Annotated in this window: 22 protein-coding genes; 16 read left to right on the plus strand and 6 right to left on the minus strand. The window is 35.0% G+C overall.

Features of this window, described 5'->3' with window-relative positions:
- Positions 1-151 precede the first annotated feature (151 nt).
- From xseB to CQZ96_RS01690, 3 genes are all read right to left on the minus strand, one after another.
- The gene (xseB, locus tag CQZ96_RS01680; RefSeq protein ID WP_004821946.1) at positions 152-346 is read right to left on the minus strand and encodes an exodeoxyribonuclease VII small subunit; all 195 of its coding nucleotides are present in this window, start codon (positions 344-346) and stop codon (positions 152-154) included.
- Complete coding sequence (gene xseA / locus CQZ96_RS01685; protein ID WP_105712492.1) at positions 339-1,601, minus strand: exodeoxyribonuclease VII large subunit; 1,263 nt, start codon at positions 1,599-1,601, stop codon at positions 339-341. The genes xseB and xseA overlap by 8 nt, the downstream gene beginning before the upstream one ends.
- Positions 1,602-1,781: 180 nt before the next feature.
- A complete protein-coding gene (locus CQZ96_RS01690) occupies positions 1,782-2,246 on the minus strand; it encodes a DoxX family protein (RefSeq protein ID WP_105713005.1) in 465 nt (154 codons plus the stop codon).
- A gap of 210 nt (positions 2,247-2,456) precedes the next feature.
- Here CQZ96_RS01690 and CQZ96_RS21775 point away from each other — a divergent pair, with 210 nt between their 5' ends.
- The 10 genes from CQZ96_RS21775 (at position 2,457) to CQZ96_RS01735 (ending at position 11,207) form a co-directional block, all read left to right on the plus strand.
- Positions 2,457-2,582: a hypothetical protein gene (locus CQZ96_RS21775; protein ID WP_004821939.1), complete on the plus strand. Its 126-nt coding sequence runs from the start codon at positions 2,457-2,459 to the stop codon at positions 2,580-2,582.
- A gap of 129 nt (positions 2,583-2,711) precedes the next feature.
- Positions 2,712-3,089 (plus strand): hypothetical protein, encoded by a 378-nt coding sequence (locus tag CQZ96_RS01695; protein WP_105712493.1) that lies wholly within the window; start codon positions 2,712-2,714, stop codon positions 3,087-3,089.
- A gap of 435 nt (positions 3,090-3,524) precedes the next feature.
- Entirely contained in the window at positions 3,525-3,905 is a 381-nt protein-coding gene (locus CQZ96_RS01700) for an MliC family protein (RefSeq protein ID WP_056511615.1), read from the plus strand.
- A gap of 414 nt (positions 3,906-4,319) precedes the next feature.
- Positions 4,320-5,546 (plus strand): acetamidase/formamidase family protein, encoded by a 1,227-nt coding sequence (locus tag CQZ96_RS01705; protein ID WP_105712494.1) that lies wholly within the window; start codon positions 4,320-4,322, stop codon positions 5,544-5,546.
- A gap of 200 nt (positions 5,547-5,746) precedes the next feature.
- Complete coding sequence (locus CQZ96_RS01710) at positions 5,747-6,865, plus strand: RHS repeat domain-containing protein (protein WP_171287863.1); 1,119 nt, start codon at positions 5,747-5,749, stop codon at positions 6,863-6,865.
- Positions 6,866-6,900: 35 nt separating this feature from the next.
- The gene (locus CQZ96_RS01715; RefSeq protein ID WP_171287864.1) at positions 6,901-9,012 is read left to right on the plus strand and encodes an RHS repeat protein; all 2,112 of its coding nucleotides are present in this window, start codon (positions 6,901-6,903) and stop codon (positions 9,010-9,012) included.
- Positions 8,975-9,895, plus strand: a complete 921-nt coding sequence (locus CQZ96_RS21845) for an RHS repeat-associated core domain-containing protein (RefSeq protein WP_323848062.1) — start codon at positions 8,975-8,977, stop codon at positions 9,893-9,895. The genes CQZ96_RS01715 and CQZ96_RS21845 overlap by 38 nt, the downstream gene beginning before the upstream one ends.
- 1 nt (position 9,896) lies before the next feature.
- Positions 9,897-10,223, plus strand: coding sequence for a hypothetical protein (locus CQZ96_RS01725; RefSeq protein ID WP_146113205.1), 327 nt, complete (start codon positions 9,897-9,899; stop codon positions 10,221-10,223).
- Positions 10,224-10,365: 142 nt separating this feature from the next.
- Complete coding sequence (locus CQZ96_RS01730) at positions 10,366-10,830, plus strand: hypothetical protein (RefSeq protein ID WP_146113206.1); 465 nt, start codon at positions 10,366-10,368, stop codon at positions 10,828-10,830.
- Between the two features lie 47 nt (positions 10,831-10,877).
- Positions 10,878-11,207, plus strand: a complete 330-nt coding sequence (locus tag CQZ96_RS01735; protein WP_105712497.1) for a hypothetical protein — start codon at positions 10,878-10,880, stop codon at positions 11,205-11,207.
- A 254-nt stretch (positions 11,208-11,461) separates the two neighbouring features.
- Here the strand turns inward: CQZ96_RS01735 and CQZ96_RS01740 are convergent, their stop codons facing one another.
- On the minus strand, positions 11,462-11,743 hold the full coding sequence (locus tag CQZ96_RS01740; RefSeq protein WP_004719854.1) for a hypothetical protein: 282 nt from the start codon (positions 11,741-11,743) through the stop codon (positions 11,462-11,464).
- A 338-nt stretch (positions 11,744-12,081) separates the two neighbouring features.
- Here CQZ96_RS01740 and CQZ96_RS21505 point away from each other — a divergent pair, with 338 nt between their 5' ends.
- From CQZ96_RS21505 to CQZ96_RS01760, 5 genes are all read left to right on the plus strand, one after another.
- On the plus strand, positions 12,082-12,297 hold the full coding sequence (locus tag CQZ96_RS21505; protein WP_105712498.1) for a hypothetical protein: 216 nt from the start codon (positions 12,082-12,084) through the stop codon (positions 12,295-12,297).
- A gap of 132 nt (positions 12,298-12,429) precedes the next feature.
- Entirely contained in the window at positions 12,430-13,425 is a 996-nt protein-coding gene (locus tag CQZ96_RS01745; protein WP_105712499.1) for an alpha/beta hydrolase, read from the plus strand.
- Positions 13,426-13,502: 77 nt separating this feature from the next.
- Positions 13,503-13,727 (plus strand): hypothetical protein, encoded by a 225-nt coding sequence (locus tag CQZ96_RS01750; protein WP_004719860.1) that lies wholly within the window; start codon positions 13,503-13,505, stop codon positions 13,725-13,727.
- A gap of 902 nt (positions 13,728-14,629) precedes the next feature.
- Entirely contained in the window at positions 14,630-14,974 is a 345-nt protein-coding gene (locus CQZ96_RS01755) for a DMT family transporter (protein ID WP_056511905.1), read from the plus strand.
- Between the two features lie 29 nt (positions 14,975-15,003).
- On the plus strand, positions 15,004-15,570 hold the full coding sequence (locus CQZ96_RS01760; protein ID WP_105712500.1) for a TetR/AcrR family transcriptional regulator: 567 nt from the start codon (positions 15,004-15,006) through the stop codon (positions 15,568-15,570).
- A 127-nt stretch (positions 15,571-15,697) separates the two neighbouring features.
- Here CQZ96_RS01760 and putA read toward each other — a convergent pair whose 3' ends face one another.
- Entirely contained in the window at positions 15,698-19,453 is a 3,756-nt protein-coding gene (gene putA, locus CQZ96_RS01765) for a trifunctional transcriptional regulator/proline dehydrogenase/L-glutamate gamma-semialdehyde dehydrogenase (RefSeq protein WP_105712501.1), read from the minus strand.
- 120 nt (positions 19,454-19,573) lie between these two features.
- On the opposite strand from putA, the gene CQZ96_RS01770 reads away from it, so the two are divergent.
- Complete coding sequence (locus CQZ96_RS01770; RefSeq protein WP_004821915.1) at positions 19,574-20,071, plus strand: Lrp/AsnC ligand binding domain-containing protein; 498 nt, start codon at positions 19,574-19,576, stop codon at positions 20,069-20,071.
- Positions 20,072-20,122: 51 nt separating this feature from the next.
- Here the strand turns inward: CQZ96_RS01770 and putP are convergent, their stop codons facing one another.
- Entirely contained in the window at positions 20,123-21,628 is a 1,506-nt protein-coding gene (putP, locus tag CQZ96_RS01775) for a sodium/proline symporter PutP (protein WP_004719871.1), read from the minus strand.
- Positions 21,629-21,742 lie beyond the last annotated feature (114 nt).

Raw genomic sequence — 21,742 nt, forward strand, 5'->3', positions numbered from 1 at the left:
AAAATTATAGTAAAAATGCATTCAAAATATTAAAAGCACCACCATATGTGAATCAAACAAAATAACTAAAAAATTGACTAGACAATATAGTGTAAAGTAGCTAATTCGATCTTCTTCTATTTTGAATAATAATTACATAGTAGTCAGTTTTTTATTCTTTAAAAGTCTCATTTAAAGCCTGTTGCACCGCATCTACACGTGACTTACAGGCTTTATATGCAGACATGGATTCTTCAACAATCTTCATCAAATTATCAATATCAGGTTCTTCTTGAGATTCTAATAATTCTGCATTTTTCTTTAGAATGTCATAACCTTCTTTAAACGTTAAATCTTGTTTAGCCATTGCTTAATACCTGTGTCACATTTGCGTTGATCGTACCATCCAATAACTCTACTTGGATGCGATCAGTTGAAATTTGTTGAATAGAACGAATGGCTTTACCATCACTACGGACAATAGCATAACCTTTGGCCATCACATGACGTGGATTTTGCAAAAGCGTTTCGCGCATGAGTGATTCAACTTGATTGGATGCCAATTTAATCAGTTGTTGTGCCAAATACTGAACAGTACCTTTCATCAAATCTAAGCTCTTATTTACCTCATTGATCTGCCCTTGAGAAAGCGTTTTAATGACTTTGATGTACTGATCATTCTGGCTTTGATATGCAGTGATTTGATGCTGAGATAACAGTTTAATCTTATGTAGAGAATCTAGCACATCTTGAGCGCGCTCTACGATTAGATTTCGAATACCTCCAATCACTTTACTCGGTGTATCAAAAGAACGGTTCGCCACTTCATCTAAAATGGTTCTATCTTTTTCATGACCTATACCTACCCAGATCGGAACAGAGCGTTTGCAAAGTAGCGCAGCGAGATTGTAGTCATTGAGATAGGCCAGATCATTGACTGCACCTCCACCACGAATAATCACAATAAGATCTGGTGGGGTATTGAGGTCTTTCGCCCATTGTCGTAATGCATTTGCTAAAGCTTCAGAAATACTTGTCGCTGCAGTGTTCCCCTGAAACGTTGCCGTATGATAGACAAAATGACAAACCCCAGCTTGATCGAGAGCATCTCCATCTTTCTTAAAGTCACCCAAGCCAGCAGCATTTTCAGGAGCAATGACGAGCACATTTTGAATATCAAATGGAGCAGGCAGTAATTTATTTTTATTGAGTAGACCTTCGCTAGTCAGTCTTTCTAAAATTTGTTGATAACGCCGTGCGATATCACCTAGGGTATAACTTGAATCTATTGCTTCAATATTGACTGAAAAACCGTATTGGGGACTAAATACAGCTTTCACTTTAATCAGTACATTGAGATCACGAGAGAGTTCAACACCACTTTCTCGTTCAAACTTTAATACCATTTTGGCAGCAGAGAATTTCCAGATTGTTGCCTTACAACTGGCAATGACTTTATCTGAATCTTCTTCCTTTTCTGCAAGTTCTAAGTAGTAGTGGCCGCCCTTGATGCTTAGATTTCTAATCTCAGCTTTTACCCATATTGCTTCATCAAAAGTTACACGTATAACTTCTTGAACAGTTGCAAGGTATTCGCTTAAGGAAAGCTGTAAGTCAGACATACAAAGGTAATTACGGTAAATTTATCTAAAATAGTATATAACATGGTGACTCAAGACGGTGAAGATATATTGATCTTATGTAAAGTGAAATAGCATCTTTTTTGTTACGATGAAGCAAATGATTTTGCTTCATATAGTTTGACAATGTGTATCCCGACTTCCCCAAAAAGTGGATATTTTCTAAAAGTATTTTTTGAAAAAAAGTTTATCTAGAGTGAAAGAGTCCGGCTTGTTTGTAAAAATAAAAAGTAAAATGAAAATATAAAGCAAATCATGGATATAGAAAAACCAGCTTATCCAAGTGATCAAATTAAGATCCGGTGGGATTGTATAAATACCAACGGTTACGAGTGCTACAAAGCAAATAAAGATCAATATAAGGCTGGTTAACTGAGTAAATAATCCTATGGTTAGCAATAGCCCGAATACAAATTCAAATAAAGAAACAATGATAGCTGTCACTTCTGGAAAAGGTATACCTGCCGAAACAATCGTTTCCAACATGATTTGTTGATTTTTCTCTACAAATAATTTGTTATAACCCGTTGTAAAGAAAAATAAACCGATCGAAATTCTGGCTAATATTAAGGCGAAGTGACTAAATTTTGGCGAATTAAATGGATTTTTAAAGAGAAAACCAAGCATGTGTCTATGATTCTGAAAATTAGAAAATATCTTAATAATCTGAGCAGACTTTTTAAATGTAAGCATTGTTGGTGAGTGTATATAATTTGTCATTTATACAAATTTAAAATGTTGCTAAGGTTGTTCGAAATGTTACGTAAGTTTCACAAAATACACATCAAGAAGTTCATACTTTGATATGGTGTATTTTTAAGCAAAACTGAGCGAACTATGAAAATATTTTCAATTTTAAGTTTAGCTATGTTGATCGGCTTAACAGCGTGTCAAAAAAGAGATACAGATACACAAAAGCAAGATCAAACAACAACGCCACATTCAGTCGATAAGGACAGTTAACCCAACGCCCACTGATACAGTGGGCTGATTGATATGAGTGTGAAGGCTATTGATATAGCATGAGATTCCTAGATTTTTTTCAAAACAATGCTGTATAATTTTTAGACTTAAGAAAGCTATAGAGCAATTATGAATCTAAAATACTTTATAAAAAATTTATTAGCCTCATTTATTGGGCTATGTGCGTTGGCTGGAATAGTTAAAGTTATCTTTCTATACAGCAGTGATTTATATGAGCAAGCGCTAACTGTTCTTGTAGTAATGATCATGATTCTTGGATTGATGATCGTTGGTTATCTTAATGCTGTTACTGCAATAGGCAGTAAAATCAAACAACCCTTTTATTTACATTTAATTTTAGTGGCTTTTCTTTTTGTAACCGATTTAGCTTTTGGTAGTTCAAGCATTACTGAAGTTATTTTGAGAAATTTGGGATATTTTGCTGTATTACAATTAGGGGTTTACTTTTATATGAAACGAAGTGCTCCGAAATTATTGCTGAATTAACATTTTAACAAAATAATTAATAAATTAGCCTCTTAATGGAGGTTTTACTCTATAGAAAAGTGGGGGAGTTATTAATTTTAAAGCAAAGTTTTATTTAGATTTTTATGTCTAATTCAAGTAATTTTTAGGCTTTCTCTATAACAAATCATACTGTAGGCATAAGCTAAGATAGCCGAGTAATTTTCTTTAATGATATAAAGCCGTCTCGTCCTAATCTGCAATGACTGTACTCATCTAGGCTTAATACATCCTATTCATTGATCAAAGAATAAAACTAAATATTTAAATTAAAACAAAATTCAAGCTTAAAATGTATAAGGTTCTAAGTGATTGTTATAATTTGTGTAGGCAACAAGTAGTTATTCGCAATAAGTGGTTGGATTGCTCTAAAGCGCTATGTTAGAACTTAACTTCCATATTTATTCGAGATTAAACATGAAAAAATTATTATTAATTTCATCTTTTTTAGCTGTTGTTTTTGTTGCTGGGTGTAGTGCAAAAGACAAAGATAAAGCGACATCTCCTGATAATGAGGTAAGTAGTAGCGCCGTGGCTGTTGATACAAATGAGTCGGCTGAAAAAACGGTGAAGTATGAAACCGTTGATAAGAAACAATTTACACTTAAGACCAGTGATAATTTTGTTACAGCGACATTAACGGATAGCGATGGAAATAACTATTCATTGAAAGAAGTACCTGCTGGAAGCGGTATGCGTTTAGAAGGTGACAATGGTGTTTCAATTCATTCTAAAGGCGATGAAGGAACCATTGAACTTGCTAAAGATAAATCTTTTACAGTGAAAGAAGTTAAATAGAATTGTGACGTAAATAGCCCCACCATTTGGTGGGGTTTTTTATTCGTAGTTCATCAATCAAAAAATGATCGTATTGAGTGAATCATATTGATGTTAAAAGTTATTGCCCCCTTTGGGAGAAGGCTAGGATGAGGGGGAGTTTATGCTGGCTTATCGCCCTAATAGAACTTATGAAAGAAGCCGAATAGTTTGAGAGAAAACTGTACACATTAAAATTAAGTACTTTAAAACCCATTCAAAAATAAGATATTTACGGGCATTTCATTATTTATGCACTTGAATAGACCGACTAATTGTAAACAATTGGCGCAATATCTATTGAAATGAACAGATTAAAGTAATTTTACCGTGGCATGAAATTTGCTGAAAACACCTTTGTAATATTTTTATTTTTCAATTATTAAAGGTATTTTTATGTTTAAGCATACGGTTCTTTCACTGTTTATTTTCAGTGCTATCAGTATTTCAGTCGTTCATGCTGAAAGTTTTAATGTTCTTAAGCAATTATCCAATAAGCCTGTTCAATTAAAAGACGGTGAATACAAAGGCAATTATTACGTACCCTCGACTTTAAACACCATTACTTGGGGCTACTTACCGAATAAAGATGCTAAGCCTGTGATTTCTGTTCCATCGGGAAGTGTTGTGACTTTCGATACAGTTTCACATGAAGGTTTACTTGAAGATCAAGGGAGAGATGCAGAAAAATTCTTTAAATCAAAAGGGGTGAAAGATGAATACATTTTAGATGAAGCAAAAAATATTACAAATTCTTCTCTAAAACATGATTTTAATAAAGATGGACCTCATATTGTGACTGGCCCAATTGAGATTCAAGGTGCACAAGCTGGTGATATTTTAAAAGTAGAAGTCATTAAAGTAGAGCCTCGTGTTCCCTATGGCGTTATTTCAAATCGTCATGGTAAAGGTGCTTTAGTGGGCGAATTTCCTAAAAGACCACAACAAGAAAATGCTTCGGCTGAATATCCTGAGCGATATGGAAATGTTTCAGTCTTTACCCCAATAGAAAAAAATACCAAGGGTGAATATGAGGGGGTACTAAAAACACAATCAGGTAAATCGATTCGTTTCCCACTAAGTCCGTTTATGGGCATTATGGGGGTCGCACCGAATACATCACAGCCAGTTCATTCAGTACCACCAGCGATGTATGGCGGTAATATTGATATAAATGAGTTAGGTGCTGGATCAACTGCATATTACCCAGTACAAGTGCCGGGTGCATTGTTCTATACAGGTGATAGTCATTTTGCCCAAGGTGATGGCGAAGTTGCACTAACTGCATTAGAAGCTTCAGCAAGAGCAACACTCAAGTTCACTTTATTAAAAACAGGCAAAGATAAAATCCCGGGTAAAGAAATCGTACAGCCATTAGCAGAAAATGCTGAATTTTGGATCACACCAGGATTAGATGAAGATTTAGACGAAGCAATGAAAAAATCTACACGTGAAGCAATTCGGTTTTTAAATCAAGAATATGGTATTGATGAAGCGATTGCTTATGCATATCTGAGTGCTGCTACTGATTTTGAAGTATCGCAAGTGGTCGATAAGACCAAGGGGATCCATGCCAAAATACGTAAAGCTGACTTTAAAGAGTTTGTTGAAGACACTAAGTAAAACTAAAGTTGAAATTTAACCAGAACTGACAGATACATCAAAAATGAGTAGCTGTCAGTTCAGATTTGAGCTGAATCTAAAAAAATAATAAGTTTTGTCTTTTGATTTTAAGTATTTTAACTTTTTAATAAAAATGAGTATCATTTACATATTTTGTGTTTTATGGTATAAAATATTTTATTAAGTTTTGCTAAATAATAATGAAAATGGACTCAAAAAAATATCTGTATCTAGGACTTTTATTTTTACAATCTTTAGTGGTTGGAATAAGTTATGCAGCTAAGGATAGTGAGACTGATCGGTATGAAAAATATTGTAAAAAGTATCCTGGAAGCCCAGATTGTATTGGTATTCTTCCGACAATTAATATAACTGCGATCACACTTAGACCTATTCCTACCATAAATCCAAATGGTGGCTCTTCAGGTAATGGGGGACCAGATTTTGGTGTAATGCCACTACCTATTATGCCGTCATTACCTACTATTACAGTGGTTGCAGACGATTCGGATGAAACGCAATGCCAAAAAACAAATAATCCAATTACTATAGCTACAGGTGAAAAGACACAACGAGAGTTAGATTTTATTTCTGTTGGTGAAATGCCTTTGGAGTTTACTCGTTATTATAGTTCATTTAAAGGAAACGCAGATTTTTCAACAAATGGAAAATGGCGTCATAATTTTGACTATCGTTTGGTACGAAATAATCAACAGCAAGAAATACGGAGTTTGCCTGATGGTAAAAATTATTTTGTAGATGGACTAACAACATCGGTAGTAATTGCTTCTGGTGGTAGGAAAGTCACATTACCTGATGGTGGTGTTGAGGTTTATAGTAATAAAGGAATATTGCAGAGCAAAAAAAATGCTCATGGAATCGGATGGGAACTATATTATAACTATAGCAATGGCAAACTTTCAAAAGTTACACATACAAATGGGCGAGTGATTGAATTAGTCTGGTCAGGTGATCAAATCATAGAAGTAAAAGATGCTAATGGTGAAAGATATAATTATGAATATGATGGAAATAATAATTTAATAAAAGTTACTTATCCGATTCGAAGCGAGAGTGTAAGTTACCATTACGGGGAAAATGGAGCAGACGCTCATACGTTGAGTGGGATATCAATAGATGGTAAGCGTTACAATAGCTATTATTTGAATGGTGACAAGGCGATACAAAGTGGTCGTAGTGATGGTACACAAGTTGATAGGTTAACTTTTGCTGATAACTATACAATTGTCACCAATCCTTTAGGTGCGGTTATTAAATATATTTATACCGATACTAAAAAAATAAGCTCGCTAAAATAGAAAGAAGTGGGATAAATAACTGCCCGAATAGCAGTATGGAAAATACTTACGATAACAATGGATATGTAATTTCTAAGAAAGACTGGAATGGTATAGAGACACAATATCAGCGTGATAGTTTTGGACGCATCACTCAAGAAACTATAGGTATCCAAAATGGTAATGCTTCCAATGCGTATATCAAAAAATATAGTTACCTTGAGTATATGACTTTAATTACTCAAATTCAAATACTTGATGGGTTTAATCGTTTAATTCGAGAGGAAACTTATAGTTATTATGCTGCCAATGAACCCGCTAAAAACCGCCTTAAAAGTCAGACGATCTGTAGTAAAGCAGGGACAACCACCTGTAGCATAATTGCTTATGGCTATAGTTTGCATGCTGATGGAATGGTGAGTGCTGTAGTGGTCAATAAGAACGGAAAAAATACGTTTTACAGTTATGATTCCCAAGGAAATTTAGTCCAAGTAAAAAATGCATTGGGGCATGTTATCACTTATTCATACTACGATGGAGTAGAACTAGTAAGGAATGTGTTTTATCCAAATGGTTCTTATGAACATTATAGTTATGATGCACGTGGTCGAATTAAAACGATTTCAAAAAATATACTTGATAGTAGAATGAATTCTCGTTTTAATAGATTTGAATATGATTCATTGGGACTAACTCAGATTGTGCGAAGTGGAGCAAATGGGCCAAGCTCTACTTACAAGCAGATCATAGAGTCTATTGATTATAATGATAATGGTACAATTGCTCAAATTACTCACTCTAGATTTGGTCAAGATTTAAGTAGCAAAGAATATCAATATTCGAATCTTGGACAACTCCTCAGTGTTCGCTTTAAAGAAGACGGTTCGGTTCGTTATTCTAAAAGTAATCAACATAATCAATTGGGATGGATAACCGCAGATCTAGGCAACAATGGACAAAACCAGCGTTATGAATACGATGCCAATGGAAATGTGGTTAAAGCAACCGATTCTTTGGGTAAAATCACGACATATACTTATGATCTACATGGCAATCTGAACAAGGAAAGTCGTAGTGATGGTTCAACTGTTCTATATACCTATGACGCTATTGGACAATTGATCAGTGTTAAAGATGCAAAAGGCAATACAACGACATATAGCTATGATGGGTTTGGTCAACTGTTATCAACCCATAGTCCAGATACAGGGTTAACCCAATATCAATATGACCTAGATGGTAATCTGACTCGTTTAACACGTGCAAATAATGTCATCACAACATATAGCTATGATGCTTTAAATCGCCGAACTAGAGCGCAGACAGGTGATCAGATTCAAACATGGATTTATGACAATTGCAGCAATGGTATTGGGCAGTTGTGTGCAACAGCCGATGGAGTCACTTCTACAGGTTATGGATATATTGGAGATGGACAACTTGCTGTACAAATTAAAAATATAGCTGGTGTTACTTACTCAACCTATTGGCGTTATGACGGTTTGGGTAATTTACTTGAAGAAAGGTATGGAAATGAAAATAACAAAGTCATTTATCAATATGACGGATTAAATCGAGTCAAAGCAATTAAATTTAAAACAGCAACCTCAACACAGACGGTTGTCAGTAATGTCACTTATGAACCCTATGGCGGAATTAAAAATTGGACCTATGGCAATGGTCTATCACGACAAGCGAGTTATGATCAGGATTACCGTCTAATTGGTATTACTGCTTCGGGAGTGCAAAACCTTAGTCATCAATATAATGCTAATAATTGGCTCACCCAAATCAACAATGGCTTAGATAACAATAAAACCACCAGTTATAATTATGATCTACTTGGGCAATTAAACCTTGCTTCTTCAGCTCAATATACCGAACGCTGGCAACAAGACAGCAATTACAATCGGACCAATCGCGTAGGCAATACCAATGCCGTAACCAACTATGTACTTGGTCAAGGAAATCGTTTAAGCAGTACAACAGGCGCTGAAGCGAAAAACTTTAGTTATGATGTGTTGGGTAACCTAACCCAAAAGACAGGCTATGCTGGTACGGTTAATTATAGCTATGATGGCTTTAACCGTCTGAAAAGCGTAAATACAGGCGCTACGGTAAGTTATGACTATGATGTCTTTAATCTTCGTAGTCGTAAATCTTCGTAGTCGTAAATCTGGCAGTGGTGGAAGCATCAATTATGTATATGCACCTGATGGTCGATTACTTGCGGAGAGTCCTTTATCTAGTTTACAAAACGGCAGTTTAGCAAAAAGCTATATTTGGTTGGGTGGTCAACCGATTGCTGTGGTAAGCAACAATCAATTTTACTATATTCATAATGATCATTTAGGTCGTCCAGAAGTCATTACTGACTCAAATCAAGCTGTGGTATGGAAAGCTCAACAAAGCAGTTATGACAGTGCTGTAGTACAAAGTAGTATTGGGGAATTTAACCTCGGTTTTCCTGGGCAATATTATGATGTTGAGAGTACGCTTTGGTATAACTGGAACCGTTACTATGATGCCAGCATAGGGCGTTATACCCAAAGTGATCCGATTGGATTGGCGGGTGGTTTAAATACCTATGCTTATGTAGAAAATAATCCGATTAATTTTATTGATCCTTATGGTTTATGGGCACTAAGTGTAGAAGGGTATTATGGATATGGTTTTGGGGTCAGTATCGGTTATCAGGATGGTACATTGGAAATCCTTGGAAGAGTTGGGGTTGGAGCTGGACTTGGAATAGGACTTGATCCAGAAGGAGGTCCATCACGGCACTCTGAAAAATGCGGATACGGGCCTATTGCTCGGACAAGCCTAAAAGCAGATGTGGGGGTTGGTTTAGGCCCAATTGGAGTTGGTACTGGCATTACGGCTGCGACGGGTAATGGATTTAAACAAAAAACGGGTGGAGGTTATATAGATGTGAATAAACCAAGCTTTAATATTGATCCAAGAGTTTCTGGAAATACCCCGTGGAAATTCGGAGTTGCCATAGGTGGTTCATATGGTGCTGATTTTGGAGGATTTTATAATAGGAAATAATATGAAAAAAATAGTAGCAGTAATAGTTTTTATAATTTTATTATCGATTGTAACAACTTTTGTGCAAAATAAAATTCATGGGCAAAAAAATGAACAATATATTGAAACAGTTTTTCAGACTGATAACCAGTTACTAGATAAGTTTGGCCATATTCAGAAATATAAAATTTGGAAAGTAGGTAGATATTTTGGTGCTCCGGAAGGGCCTGATTATGATTTCTATACGATATATTTAACAGGTGAGAAATACTCAGGAGTAATATATTTGGACTTATATAAAGATAGAAATGGAGAGGTGGAAAGATATAAAGTTAGAATAAAAAAATAGTATTATGCTAACTTTAAGAAAATGATCTTCGATTTAAATAAGCTTAACTGTAGGGATAGTTAATCAATTTTTTCCAGTAAAAAATTATTTTATCAGCTATTTAGAAGAGAAATTTTTAAAATAAAAAGAGGGAGTTTTCTTTGTGATTGAAATAAAAAATAGACACGATGAGGAATTAATAATGAAGTTAACTCATTCAATAGATCAAGATATTAAATTAAACATGGTCTTTGCCATTTTAAGTTACTTGTTAGTATGGTTTTTTAGTTATAAATTTTTTACTAGCCATATAGCCCACCAACATCCTCAGCTACTTTTTTTATTATTATTTATTTTTTCAATATGTGTTGCTTGTAAATTGAGCCGATTAAAGCTTTTTATACCAATTAAAGCCATAATTACCATGATTATATCCTTTACAGTTTCTCTTATTATTGTGTTATTTTTGACAAAAGATTATTGGCCATATGTGTTTAGCTTGAATACCGTTTATGCAATTGCTTTTGCACCAATAGGAAGTATTGAGTGGTTAAAATTATATTTTGTATTTCCAATTTTAGTAACCTTCTATTTGATGGTTTTATTCTTACTTAAGTTTAAAAAATAAATTTTAAAGAGGAAGTTTTTGTGAGTGCTTAGAATGGAGGAAATAATATGAAAAAATTAATCTTTTATGTCTTCTTTATAGCTGTATTAGGAATTATAACTGTTATAGGAACAAAGATACTTCATAGTGAACAAAATCAGCAATATATAGAAAAAATTTTTCGTGAAGATATTAAAGTACAGAATAAATTAGGAGAAATACGGAACTATAGAATACGGAAATTCGGAAAGTTTTATGGTAATCCTCCCTATCAACAAGGCTATGATTATTATACTTTAAAGGTTAATGGTGAAAAGTCATCTGCTTATATATATTTAAAGCTTTATAAAAACAACAATGGAGAAATAGAAAGCTATAAAGTGGAAATGGATGAATAGTAAAATAAATTTAATAAATTTTTTAATTAGATATTAAGTGTATTTTAAAAATAAATATTTAACTGTACTAATTTTTTTGATTTAAATTTCATCTAATAATTAAATTCTCATTTTGTGCTATTCATCACGCTTTTAATTTGGCTGATAAAAGATTATATAAGGCAAGCTGGAATTAAATTTAGAGAAATCAGATGTAGTATTTAGATATTTAAATTTTCTCTCTGCTTAATATAATCTTTATCGAATCAGTATGTTTAGACACGAATCATACTTTTACTATTTATATCCTCCATCCAGTCATTTAAATCCAAATCGTTGGTAAATGAATGTTCACCATCAATCTTAAAGACTAACAGAGAGTCATGAATGCTAATAATACTCGCTAAATGTTGGCGAATGATGTTGGCTTCATAGCTTGTGTTGATCAGCCAAGTGGAAGGGTTCACCCGAATTGAAGCATCATAGTCACAGATGAGCTTATGGACTTCATCTAAATGATGTACTTGTGAGGAATTTAGAATAATCAAATAATTCATATTAACAACCTCCATAAAAGAGATTTAGACAAAATAACTTTTATTATGAAATGTGATAAGTATCACGATTTATTCAATCTAACATCAAAGTATTTTGATCAATTGAAAAAATGTCGGACAATCTAAAGCTGAATTTTGATGATGTGTTAGATTTTTTTATTGTATTGTTCAAGAAAATTCTTAGTGGTTATTCCTTTTGTTACATAAAAAGCAATCAAAATTTTTAAATACTGGCTAAATTGAAGTATGATTAAGTTTAAAATATTTAAACAATAAGCTCATCAAAAGATGGGCTTTTTTGTCTTACCCTCTCTGTGTTATAAAGTTTGAGGCTTAAAATGCTGGTTAAAATAGAAGATGGTTTTTACCTAAATTCACTGCATATTATCGCGATACATGTTTCTAAAGATATGATTACACAAAATTTTTCTATAAGTATAGAATATACACCGCACAATCAAAATGCCAATGGCTTATATCATAAAAAGTGCCAGACCAAAGCTGAAGCGGATTTATTTTTGCAAACTCTACATCAGCAAATCGCGCAAATATAAATTTAAATTTTTTAGTTGTTTTTTGCATTGAAATTAAAAGAAAAGGAATTCATTTTTTAAGCTATATTAGGCTCACAATTGAATGTATCGATAATGTGAAAATCACAATGATTGAACATTTTTGAGGTCAAAATGCATAAACTAAAAATTCTTTTTTGTACACTTTCACTATTCACACTGTCTGCCTGCCAAAATGTGCAAAAAAATAACAAAATCATTGCCAAGGTATTTGATACTTCAACACATTTTCAACGCTATCTGATGGATAAACATGCGCCAGAGAATGTCATTGTTACCCATAATATAACTTACCAAGAACAACCAAAACTCAGTTTAGATCTCTATCAGCCAATAGATATTCAACAATTTGAAAAACGCCCAACAGTGATCTGGATTCATGGTGGTGGTTGGATTTCAGGTGCTAAAGATAATGCAAGAGGATATTTTAAACTGCTCGCAGCACAAGGTTATAATGTTGTTTCTGTGCAATACCAATTTGCACCGCAAGCAATTTATCCAACGCAGTTGTATCAAATCAATAATGCACTACGATTTATCCAGCAAAATGCAAAACAATACCATATAGACGCTCATCAATTATTTTTAGCAGGGGATTCGGCTGGGGCCAATTTAGCCAGCCATTATGCAGCGCTTCTCACTAACCCAAATTTTGCCAAAGAATCTGGATTTACAGCCTCGATTCAAACTTCACAACTTAAGGGTTTAATTCTGCATTGCGGAATTTATGATATGAATGCCTTTATCAATACAGCACCAGATGAAATCAAACTGATTGAATGGGGGGTAAATAACCTTGTTCAAGCTTATACAGGTAATCAAAAAGACAATCCTGAATATTTAAAACGTTTATCACCTATACAACATCTTACCAAGGATTATCCGCCTGTATTTATAAGTGGGGGGAATAAAGATTTTCTCACAGATACGCAGTCCATTCCTTTTGTAAAAGCTTTGCAAGAAAAGCAAATCCCTGTTCAAGCTGTTTTCTACCCTGAATCAAAAGAATGGTTGGTCCATGAATATCAATTTTTCTTGGGCAAAAAGGCGAGTCAGCAAACATTTGATCAAACTATTTTGTTTTTGAAGAAAAATGTTGATTCAAAATAAACTCAAAAAATAATGATTTAAACTGAATTGTCATAAAAGCATGTTATAAAAAATAAAATTGTAGTGAGAAATGAAAGATGGAAATCAGTGTAAAGCAAATCAACAAGCGTATAGATGAATTTCAAGAGTCAAGTAAGAAAGCATCAACTTTAGAAATTGGCTATAAAACTTATGCTAAGTTAATGAATGAAGATAAATTTGCAGACGCACTCAAGAAAGATCCAAACAACACAATGGTTCGCTACTACAAAGATATAAAAATTAAATTGGTCACAGAAAAACACCATTTTGAGGTGAAATAAGCCTTTTAATAAATAGAATAACAATTTTTAAAATTTACAACTCAAGGAATGAGTGTAAATTTTTTTATCATATTGCATGAGAAAAAGTAATATATCTTTTAAACACTTACTTGATCCTATAGTGATCACTTTTGCCTGTTAAAATCAAAATTTAGTACATATAAAACATTGATATATGCTCTTATTGTTAAACACAACTTGTAACAAATCCCGATAAATCCTTTGTTTTTTATTCACATTTTTTGGATGGTGTATCTAAATGTTTCATTTTTTTTGATTTTTTTATCATGTGTTTAAAACATTAAAAACATATTTTGTTAAGATAATCTAATGAGTTTTAATGCTTTCTAATCAATAGGGTGGTGGTCTGATTATTGTGATATTGTTATCAAAATCTACAGAATAACTGAATAAAAACAACTATATGAGAATACTTATCATTTATAATGAATCTTTTTAATATCTATTCATGCTGTAAAAGTAGACGTTTAGACTCATTTTTTAAGTGTTTTTTAATTTAATCAGGCTTAATGATCTTACAAATTGTGACAAAATATATTAGAATAAATGCTGGTTTATTTTGTGACGAAAAATAATGGAAATTTTAAACTTTATAAAGAGTTTCAACACGGTAAACACGTATTTAATTTTGGCGATAATTGCCTTGTTGTTTATAATTTCATTTTTCTACTTTATTCACCCAACCTGATTAAGTAGAAAATTGAAGAAAAGAGGCGAGTATCAAATTGATAACTCGTCTTTTTTTATAAAAATAGTTTTTATCAAAGTGATGTTGCTTTTTATTCATCAAATTTAATGCGTGAGATTTCGTATAGTTATAGATTGTATTAAAAATTGAATTTATATAACATACCAACCAAATGGTATCTTTTGATGAATTTATGAATTCTATTGTTTTTGCCTATAGTTTGTTGGCGGTCGCTATCATCGCTGAAGTAACAGGTTCAACATTCTTAGTGAAATCGCAAGGCTTCACAAAGTTAGTCCCGAGTTTACTGGTGGTATTTTTTTATGTGATTTCTTTCTATTTACTGTCTCAAGTGATTAAAACAATTCCATTGGGTATTGCTTATGCAATTTGGGCTGGTGTTGGTATTATCCTCACTGCTTTGGTAGGTTACTTCATTTTCAAACAAAGCTTAGACTTTGCTGCAATTGCAGGTATTGGATTAATTATTTCAGGTGTATTGGTGATTAACTTATTTTCAACATCAGCAGGACATTGATAAAAGCACGAAGCAGGTAAGATTTGAGTATGGATAAAATTGTAGAAAATGCTTATCAACGTAAAAAAGATCCTGAAGGTGTTAAAAAATTAATTTTAGCTAACACGATGAGTTTAGTTGCTGAACATGGTGTAAATGGCGTATCGATTCAAAGTATTGCAACGCGTTCAGGTGTAACTAAAGGTGGTGTATTTCATCATTTTGCCAATAAACAAGTTTTGATTGAGGCTATGTTGGAAGAGTTGATCCAACAACTGGACCAGCAAGTCAGCCTAGCAATTGAAAAAGATCCAGTTACTTATGGCTGTTTTACTCGCGCATATATTGATGTCACCTTAAGTTCTTCATTTGGGGTCAACACGGTATGGAGTGCTTTAAGCATGACATTGATGACAGATAAATCTTATAGTGAGAAGTGGGACCAATGGCTGACACGGCGATTGTCTCAACATGCTGAAACGGATGATTCTGCCACATTAAAAATATTACGTTATGCAGCGGATGGGGCATGGTTTGTTGAAAGCCTCTCCCCAAAAATGCAAGATGATTATGAGGAAATTAAACAGGAATTATTGTTAAGAACTTATCCTGAATAGTGATTCATTTGCTCTGCTTTGTAAGCAAAACCAATAGCTACAGACCAAAATAAAAAAACCAAGCCAAATGATATTGGCTTGGAATGGAAAACTTTCTTTAAACTAGGTTAAATCATTGCTTTATGATTTATTCACTGCCTAAAGTCATTAAACTTGCATTTCCGCCTGCAGCCGCAGTATTGATACTGATTGCACGTTCAATAAGTAATGGTGCAAGTGGAATAATTGTATTGGCATCCGCTAAATGAGTTATGCCAACAATTGCACCTTCACGTTGCGCAATCAGAGTTTGTAATTCTTTTAGACCAGCACCTTGATGTAAAACAGCATCAAACTCTCCAACAGCCACATCATTGATCATCGAAAATTTTTGTTGCAACGCTTTTGGCATACTTTGAATCATTTTTAAAGCAATCGCATCGTCACTTAAAATACAGACTTGCGCATTGAGAGACAAAATTGCATTAAATTGATTCAGCAAAGCCTGTTCTTGTTCTGCGATTGCCAATATCCGATGACGTGATACAACATGATATTGATTCAATTCACCTGTTGGACCTGGAAGCTCATATAAGGCAAGCGGTGATTGATACTGATGCATAGCCCATTGCGAATGATGCTGTTTTGCCCAAGTGTGAAATTCTGTTTGAATCTCAGATGGTTTTAGATTGAGCTGTTCCGAAATATTTTTTACAGTACCAAAAGGGCGATTGGGTAGGGCTGTATGCTGCATTAATTTATATAAATAAATCGGACCACCAGCTTTAGGCCCTGTTCCTGACAAACCTTCACCACCAAAAGGTTGTACGCCTACAACGGCACCTACAATGTTACGGTTAATATATAAGTTACCCACTTCCGCATGTTCAATGGTGGTTTGAATAGTTTCATCGATACGTGTATGTAAACCCATGGTTAGGCCATATCCTTTTGCATTGATATGTTCTAACAATTGCTTTAATTCACCATATTTATAGGTAATGACATGCAATACAGGTCCAAAAACTTCACGTTTTAAATCATTCAGATTTGGAAGTTCAATCACCGTCGGGACAATAAATGTGCCTGCATTTAGATCAGATGTTGGTGTTTCATAAGCAAGTTGATGTATTGCATAGCCCTTGCTACGCATCATTTCGATATGCTTTTCAATATTTTGCTGCGCTTCACCATCAATCACAGGGCCTATATCTGTTTTAAGCAAAATAGGTTGTCCAATGTTGAGCTGTTGCATGGCACCTTTAAGCATCTTAATCAAGGTTGCTGCATTGTCTTCTTGAACGCACAATACACGGAGGGCAGAACAACGTTGACCAGCGCTATCAAATGCTGAATTTACTGCATCAATTACGACTTGTTCTGTCAGCGCAGAAGAATCTACGATCATTGCATTTTGACCACCCGTTTCAGCAATCAAAGGAATCGGTTGACCTGTTGGACTCAGGCGTTGTGCTACGGTTTTTTGTAAAATCTTAGCAACTTCAGTGGAACCTGTGAACATAATGCCTTGAATACGTTCATCTTGGCTGAGTTTTGCCCCAACTGTTTCACCACGACCAGGAAGTAATTGTACTACTGATTTTGGAACTCCTGCTTCCCATAAGATTTGAATTGCTTGTGCTGCAATTAATGGGGTTTGTTCAGCAGGTTTAGCAATTACGGTATTTCCTGCAACAAGTGCTGCTGAAATTTGTCCAGTAAAAATTGCAAGCGGGAAGTTCCAAGGGCTGATACATAAAATTGTACCCAATGGGCTGAGTGTGCCATTATCCTCAATGCTTTGCATTTGTGCTGCATAGTATCTAAGGAAATCAACGGCTTCACGTACTTCAGCAATACCATTACTATAAGTTTTACCACTTTCACGGCACAGTAAAACCATCAGTTCCTGAATACGCGATTCCATAATCGTAGCAGCTTTGAGCAATAACTCTGCACGAAAATCTTGAGATGCATTTTTCCAATTTTCAAAAGCTTGATGAGCGTTATCTAAGGCCAAATCGACTTGTGTTGTTTCTGCTTCGATCACATAACCAACTAGATCTGAATGATCAGCTGGATTACGGATTTCTTGCGAATTTATTTCAGCTAAGTCTTGTAAATCAAGCTGATCGACAAGGCTATAACTGTTCCATTGGTGTTTTAAATAGTGTTGAACAGTTTGATTTAAATCTTGTAATTTACTGTCATCAGCTAAGTCTAAACCTTGAGAGTTTTGGCGGATGCCTTGATATAAATCATGAGGAAGCGGAATAGCAGGGTGTTTTAACCCGACTGCATGCTCTTTTTCTGCAGTATGTAAAATCTCTTGAACTGGGTTTTCAATCAAGTCTTCAATTTTAATATTTTTATCTGCAATACGGTTAACAAATGAGGTATTCGCACCATTTTCCAATAAACGTCGAACCAGATAGGCCAATAAGGTTTCGTGATTACCGACAGGCGCATAAATACGACATGGAATCCCTAATTTCTGATCTGAAACCTTGCCTACCACTTGTTCATAAAGTGGTTCACCCATGCCATGTAAGCATTGGAATTCATATTGACCAAGATAATATTTTTGTGGATCTGCTAACTCATAAATAGTGGCAAGTGTTTGCGCATTATGTGTTGCAAATTGCGGATACACCTGATCAGGCGCAGCCAATAGTTTTTTTGCACAAGCAATATAAGACAAATCTGTATGCACTTTACGGGTAAAGACTGGGTAGTCAGACATACCGTCAATTTGTGCTTTTTTGATTTCACTGTCCCAGTAAGCACCTTTGACCAGACGAATCATTAAACGTTTTTGACTACGTTTTGCCAGATCAATAATATAATCCACCACATAGAAACAACGCTTTTGATAGGCTTGAATGACAAAGCCTATACCTTTCCAGTTTGCCAGTTGTGGCTCAAAGCATAAACGCTCAAGTAATTCTAAAGACAGCTCTAAACGATCCGCTTCTTCTGCATCAATATTGAGACCAATATCATAGGTCTTAGCTAAAAGTGCTAAATTTAAAATACGAGGATAAAGTTCATGATGCACACGTTCGGTTTGAGAACGTTGATAACGTGGATGTAAAGCCGAAAGTTTAATTGAAATTCCAGGGCCGGTATAAACATCTTTACCTTCAGACGCTTTACCTATGGCATGAATCGCTTGTGTATAGTCTTCGAAATAGCGATCTGCATCGTGTTCAGTCAGTGCTGCTTCACCAAGCATGTCATAAGAATAACGGAAACCTTTGTCTTCAAGAGTTTTGGCATTGTCCAAAGCCTCTTCAATGGTTTCACCAGTAACAAACTGTTCACCCATCATACGCATTGCTGCATCAACTGCTTTACGGATGATGCCTTTACCTGTACGTGCTAAAAGCGAAGTGAGGATCCCCGAAAGGCTGGTTTGTTTAGGTGTTTCCATCAGTTTGCCAGTCAGCATGAGTCCCCATGCAGCAGCATTGACAAACATGAGATTACTTTGGCCTAAATGATCTTTCCAGTTACCTTGATTAATTTTATCGCGAATCAATAAGTCTCGGGTCGCACTATCAGGGATACGTAACAAGGCTTCAGCCAAGCACATTAATGCGATGCCTTCTTGTGAAGACAATGAAAACTCTTGCAGCAGACCCTGTACGATACCTGCTTTGCCTGACGAACTTTTACGGTCACGTAAGCTATGCGCTAAGTTAAATGCAATGTCATAAATTTTCTGATTCATTTCTTCAGAAATTTGACTGTGCTCAAGTAAGTTTTCAACGCATTCCGATTCAGTACGACGCCACGCATGATTGATTTCTTCTTCAAAATCAGTTTTGTCTTTAAATTCGGTAATGTAATCCAAACTTGGAAGTAGGTTTGCATTTAAAACTTGAGGTGAATCCATATTCATTGTCAACGTCCTGTGACTAGCAAATATTTTTGTTGAGCAGATGGGTTTATATAATTTATGATTACAGAATATTTAGTGAATAACTCACTATAATTTGAATAATATTTAGAGAATTATTCTATGGAAAGTGCTTATTTAAGCTTGGATCGTATAGATATTCGGATTTTGGATATTTTGCAAAAAGATGGAAAAATTTCCAATATTAAGTTGGCTGAAAAAGTTAATTTATCTCCAACAGCCGCGCTTGCTCGGGTGCAGAAATTGACAGGTGAAGGATTTATTTTGGGCTATGAAGCAAAACTAAATCCGAAAATGTTAGGCGCTAATTTTGTGGTATTTGTTGAGATTCTTTTAGACAAAACTACACCCAATGCTTTGGATGCTTTTTCAGATGCAATCGTACAATATCCAGAAATTATGGCATGTCATATGATTAGTGGTGGTTTTGATTTTTTAGTGAAAATTCGGTGTGCAGATATGGAGGAGTTCCGTCGTATTTCAGGGCAGGTCCTGTGGCAATTGCCTGGGGTAAAGGAAACGCGTAGTTATCCAGTGATGGAAGTGATTAAAGACAGTTCACAATTACATTTAAATTTTAAAGCGAAAGTAAAGAAATAGAAAAGGGGCATGAATGCCCCTAACTCTAATGATTTATTCAAACATTTGAATTTACATATTTTTCATTTCACGGTTATAAATTTGCTCAGCATTTTCAAAACGATCAATTACTTCTTTTTCAGGGGCTTTGTCCATTAAACTGACCACAATGATGCTGATGAAAGAAAGCACAAAGCCTGGCACGATTTCATATAAACCAGTATGCGCCATGGTGTTTTTCCAAACAATTACCGTTACAGCACCGACAATGATACCGATCAATGCGCCATTTAAAGTCATACGTTTCCAAAACACAGACAATAAAATAAGTGGACCAAATGCAGCACCAAAACCAGCCCATGCATACGCCACTAGACCAAGTACCTTGCTTTCTGGGTTAAATGCCAAAATGATCGCGAGTACTGAAATGGCTAAAACCATTAAACGACCGACCCAAACCAACTCATTTTGTGAGGCTTTTTTGCGAAGAAAAGATTTATATAAATCTTCAGTCAATGTGCTTGAGCATACCAAAAGCTGACAGCTTAAGGTGCTCATGACAGCGGCTAAAATAGCGGCTAAAACAACACCAGCAACCCATGGATTAAATAAGATTTTGGTTAATTCCATAAACACTGTTTCTGGATTTTTTGCCACAATTGCAGCTGACGGAATATCAGGATGTGCTTGGAAATAAGCAATACCAACATAACCTACAGCAACAGCGCCCGCTAAACATAGAATCATCCACGCCATACCAATACGACGAGCATTAGGAATGGTTTTCACTGAATCTGCTGCCATAAAACGGACTAGAATATGCGGTTGTCCAAAATAGCCTAAGCCCCATGCCATTGATGAAATGATGGCGATAAAACTGACCCCTTGGAACATATTTGCTGCATGTGGACGTGCAGTTTCAATCAATTGATTGACATGTTGTAAATCACCAACTGCCAAGAAAGTCATAATCGGTGCCAACAGTAATGCAAAAATCATCAAGCCCGCTTGAAATGTATCTGTCCAACTGATCGCAAGAAAGCCACCAATACACACATAACTGATGGTTGCAATCGCACTGACCCAAAGAGCAGTGGTGTAGTTCATCGCAAAAATACTTTCAAATAAACGTGCACCTGCCACCATGCCTGAAGCACAGTAAATACCAAAGAAGATTAAAATGACCAGCGCAGAAATGATACGGATCACTTTCTTTTTATCACCAAAACGGCTGGTGAAATAATCTGGTAATGTTAATGCATTATTTTGTATTTCAGTATGGACACGTAAACGGCCTGCGACCAAATACCAGTTGAGCCAAGCACCAATAATGAGCCCAATTGCGATCCATGATTCAGATAATCCAGTCAGGTAAATTGCACCTGGGAGTCCCATGAGTAGCCAGCCACTCATATCCGATGCACCTGCTGAAAGTGCAGTGACAAAACTCCCTAAACTTCGACCTCCCAAAATATAATCTGAGAAATCGGTGGTTTTTCTATAGGCATATAAGCCAATACAAACCATTGCAATGATATAAAAGATAAACGTGACAACTGTGGGGTTGAGTGAGTCCATATTTAATTCAGTCCTTGTGGAGTAAATCTCCAAGTTTTATTTTTTATCGCATAAGTTTCACGAGCGAATTCTTTCACACAACTAAAAAATATCGCTGTGATTTTTATAAGGTGA

Source organism: Acinetobacter sp. MYb10 (genome assembly GCF_002980175.2).
In the GTDB taxonomy this organism is placed as follows: domain Bacteria; phylum Pseudomonadota; class Gammaproteobacteria; order Pseudomonadales; family Moraxellaceae; genus Acinetobacter; species Acinetobacter guillouiae.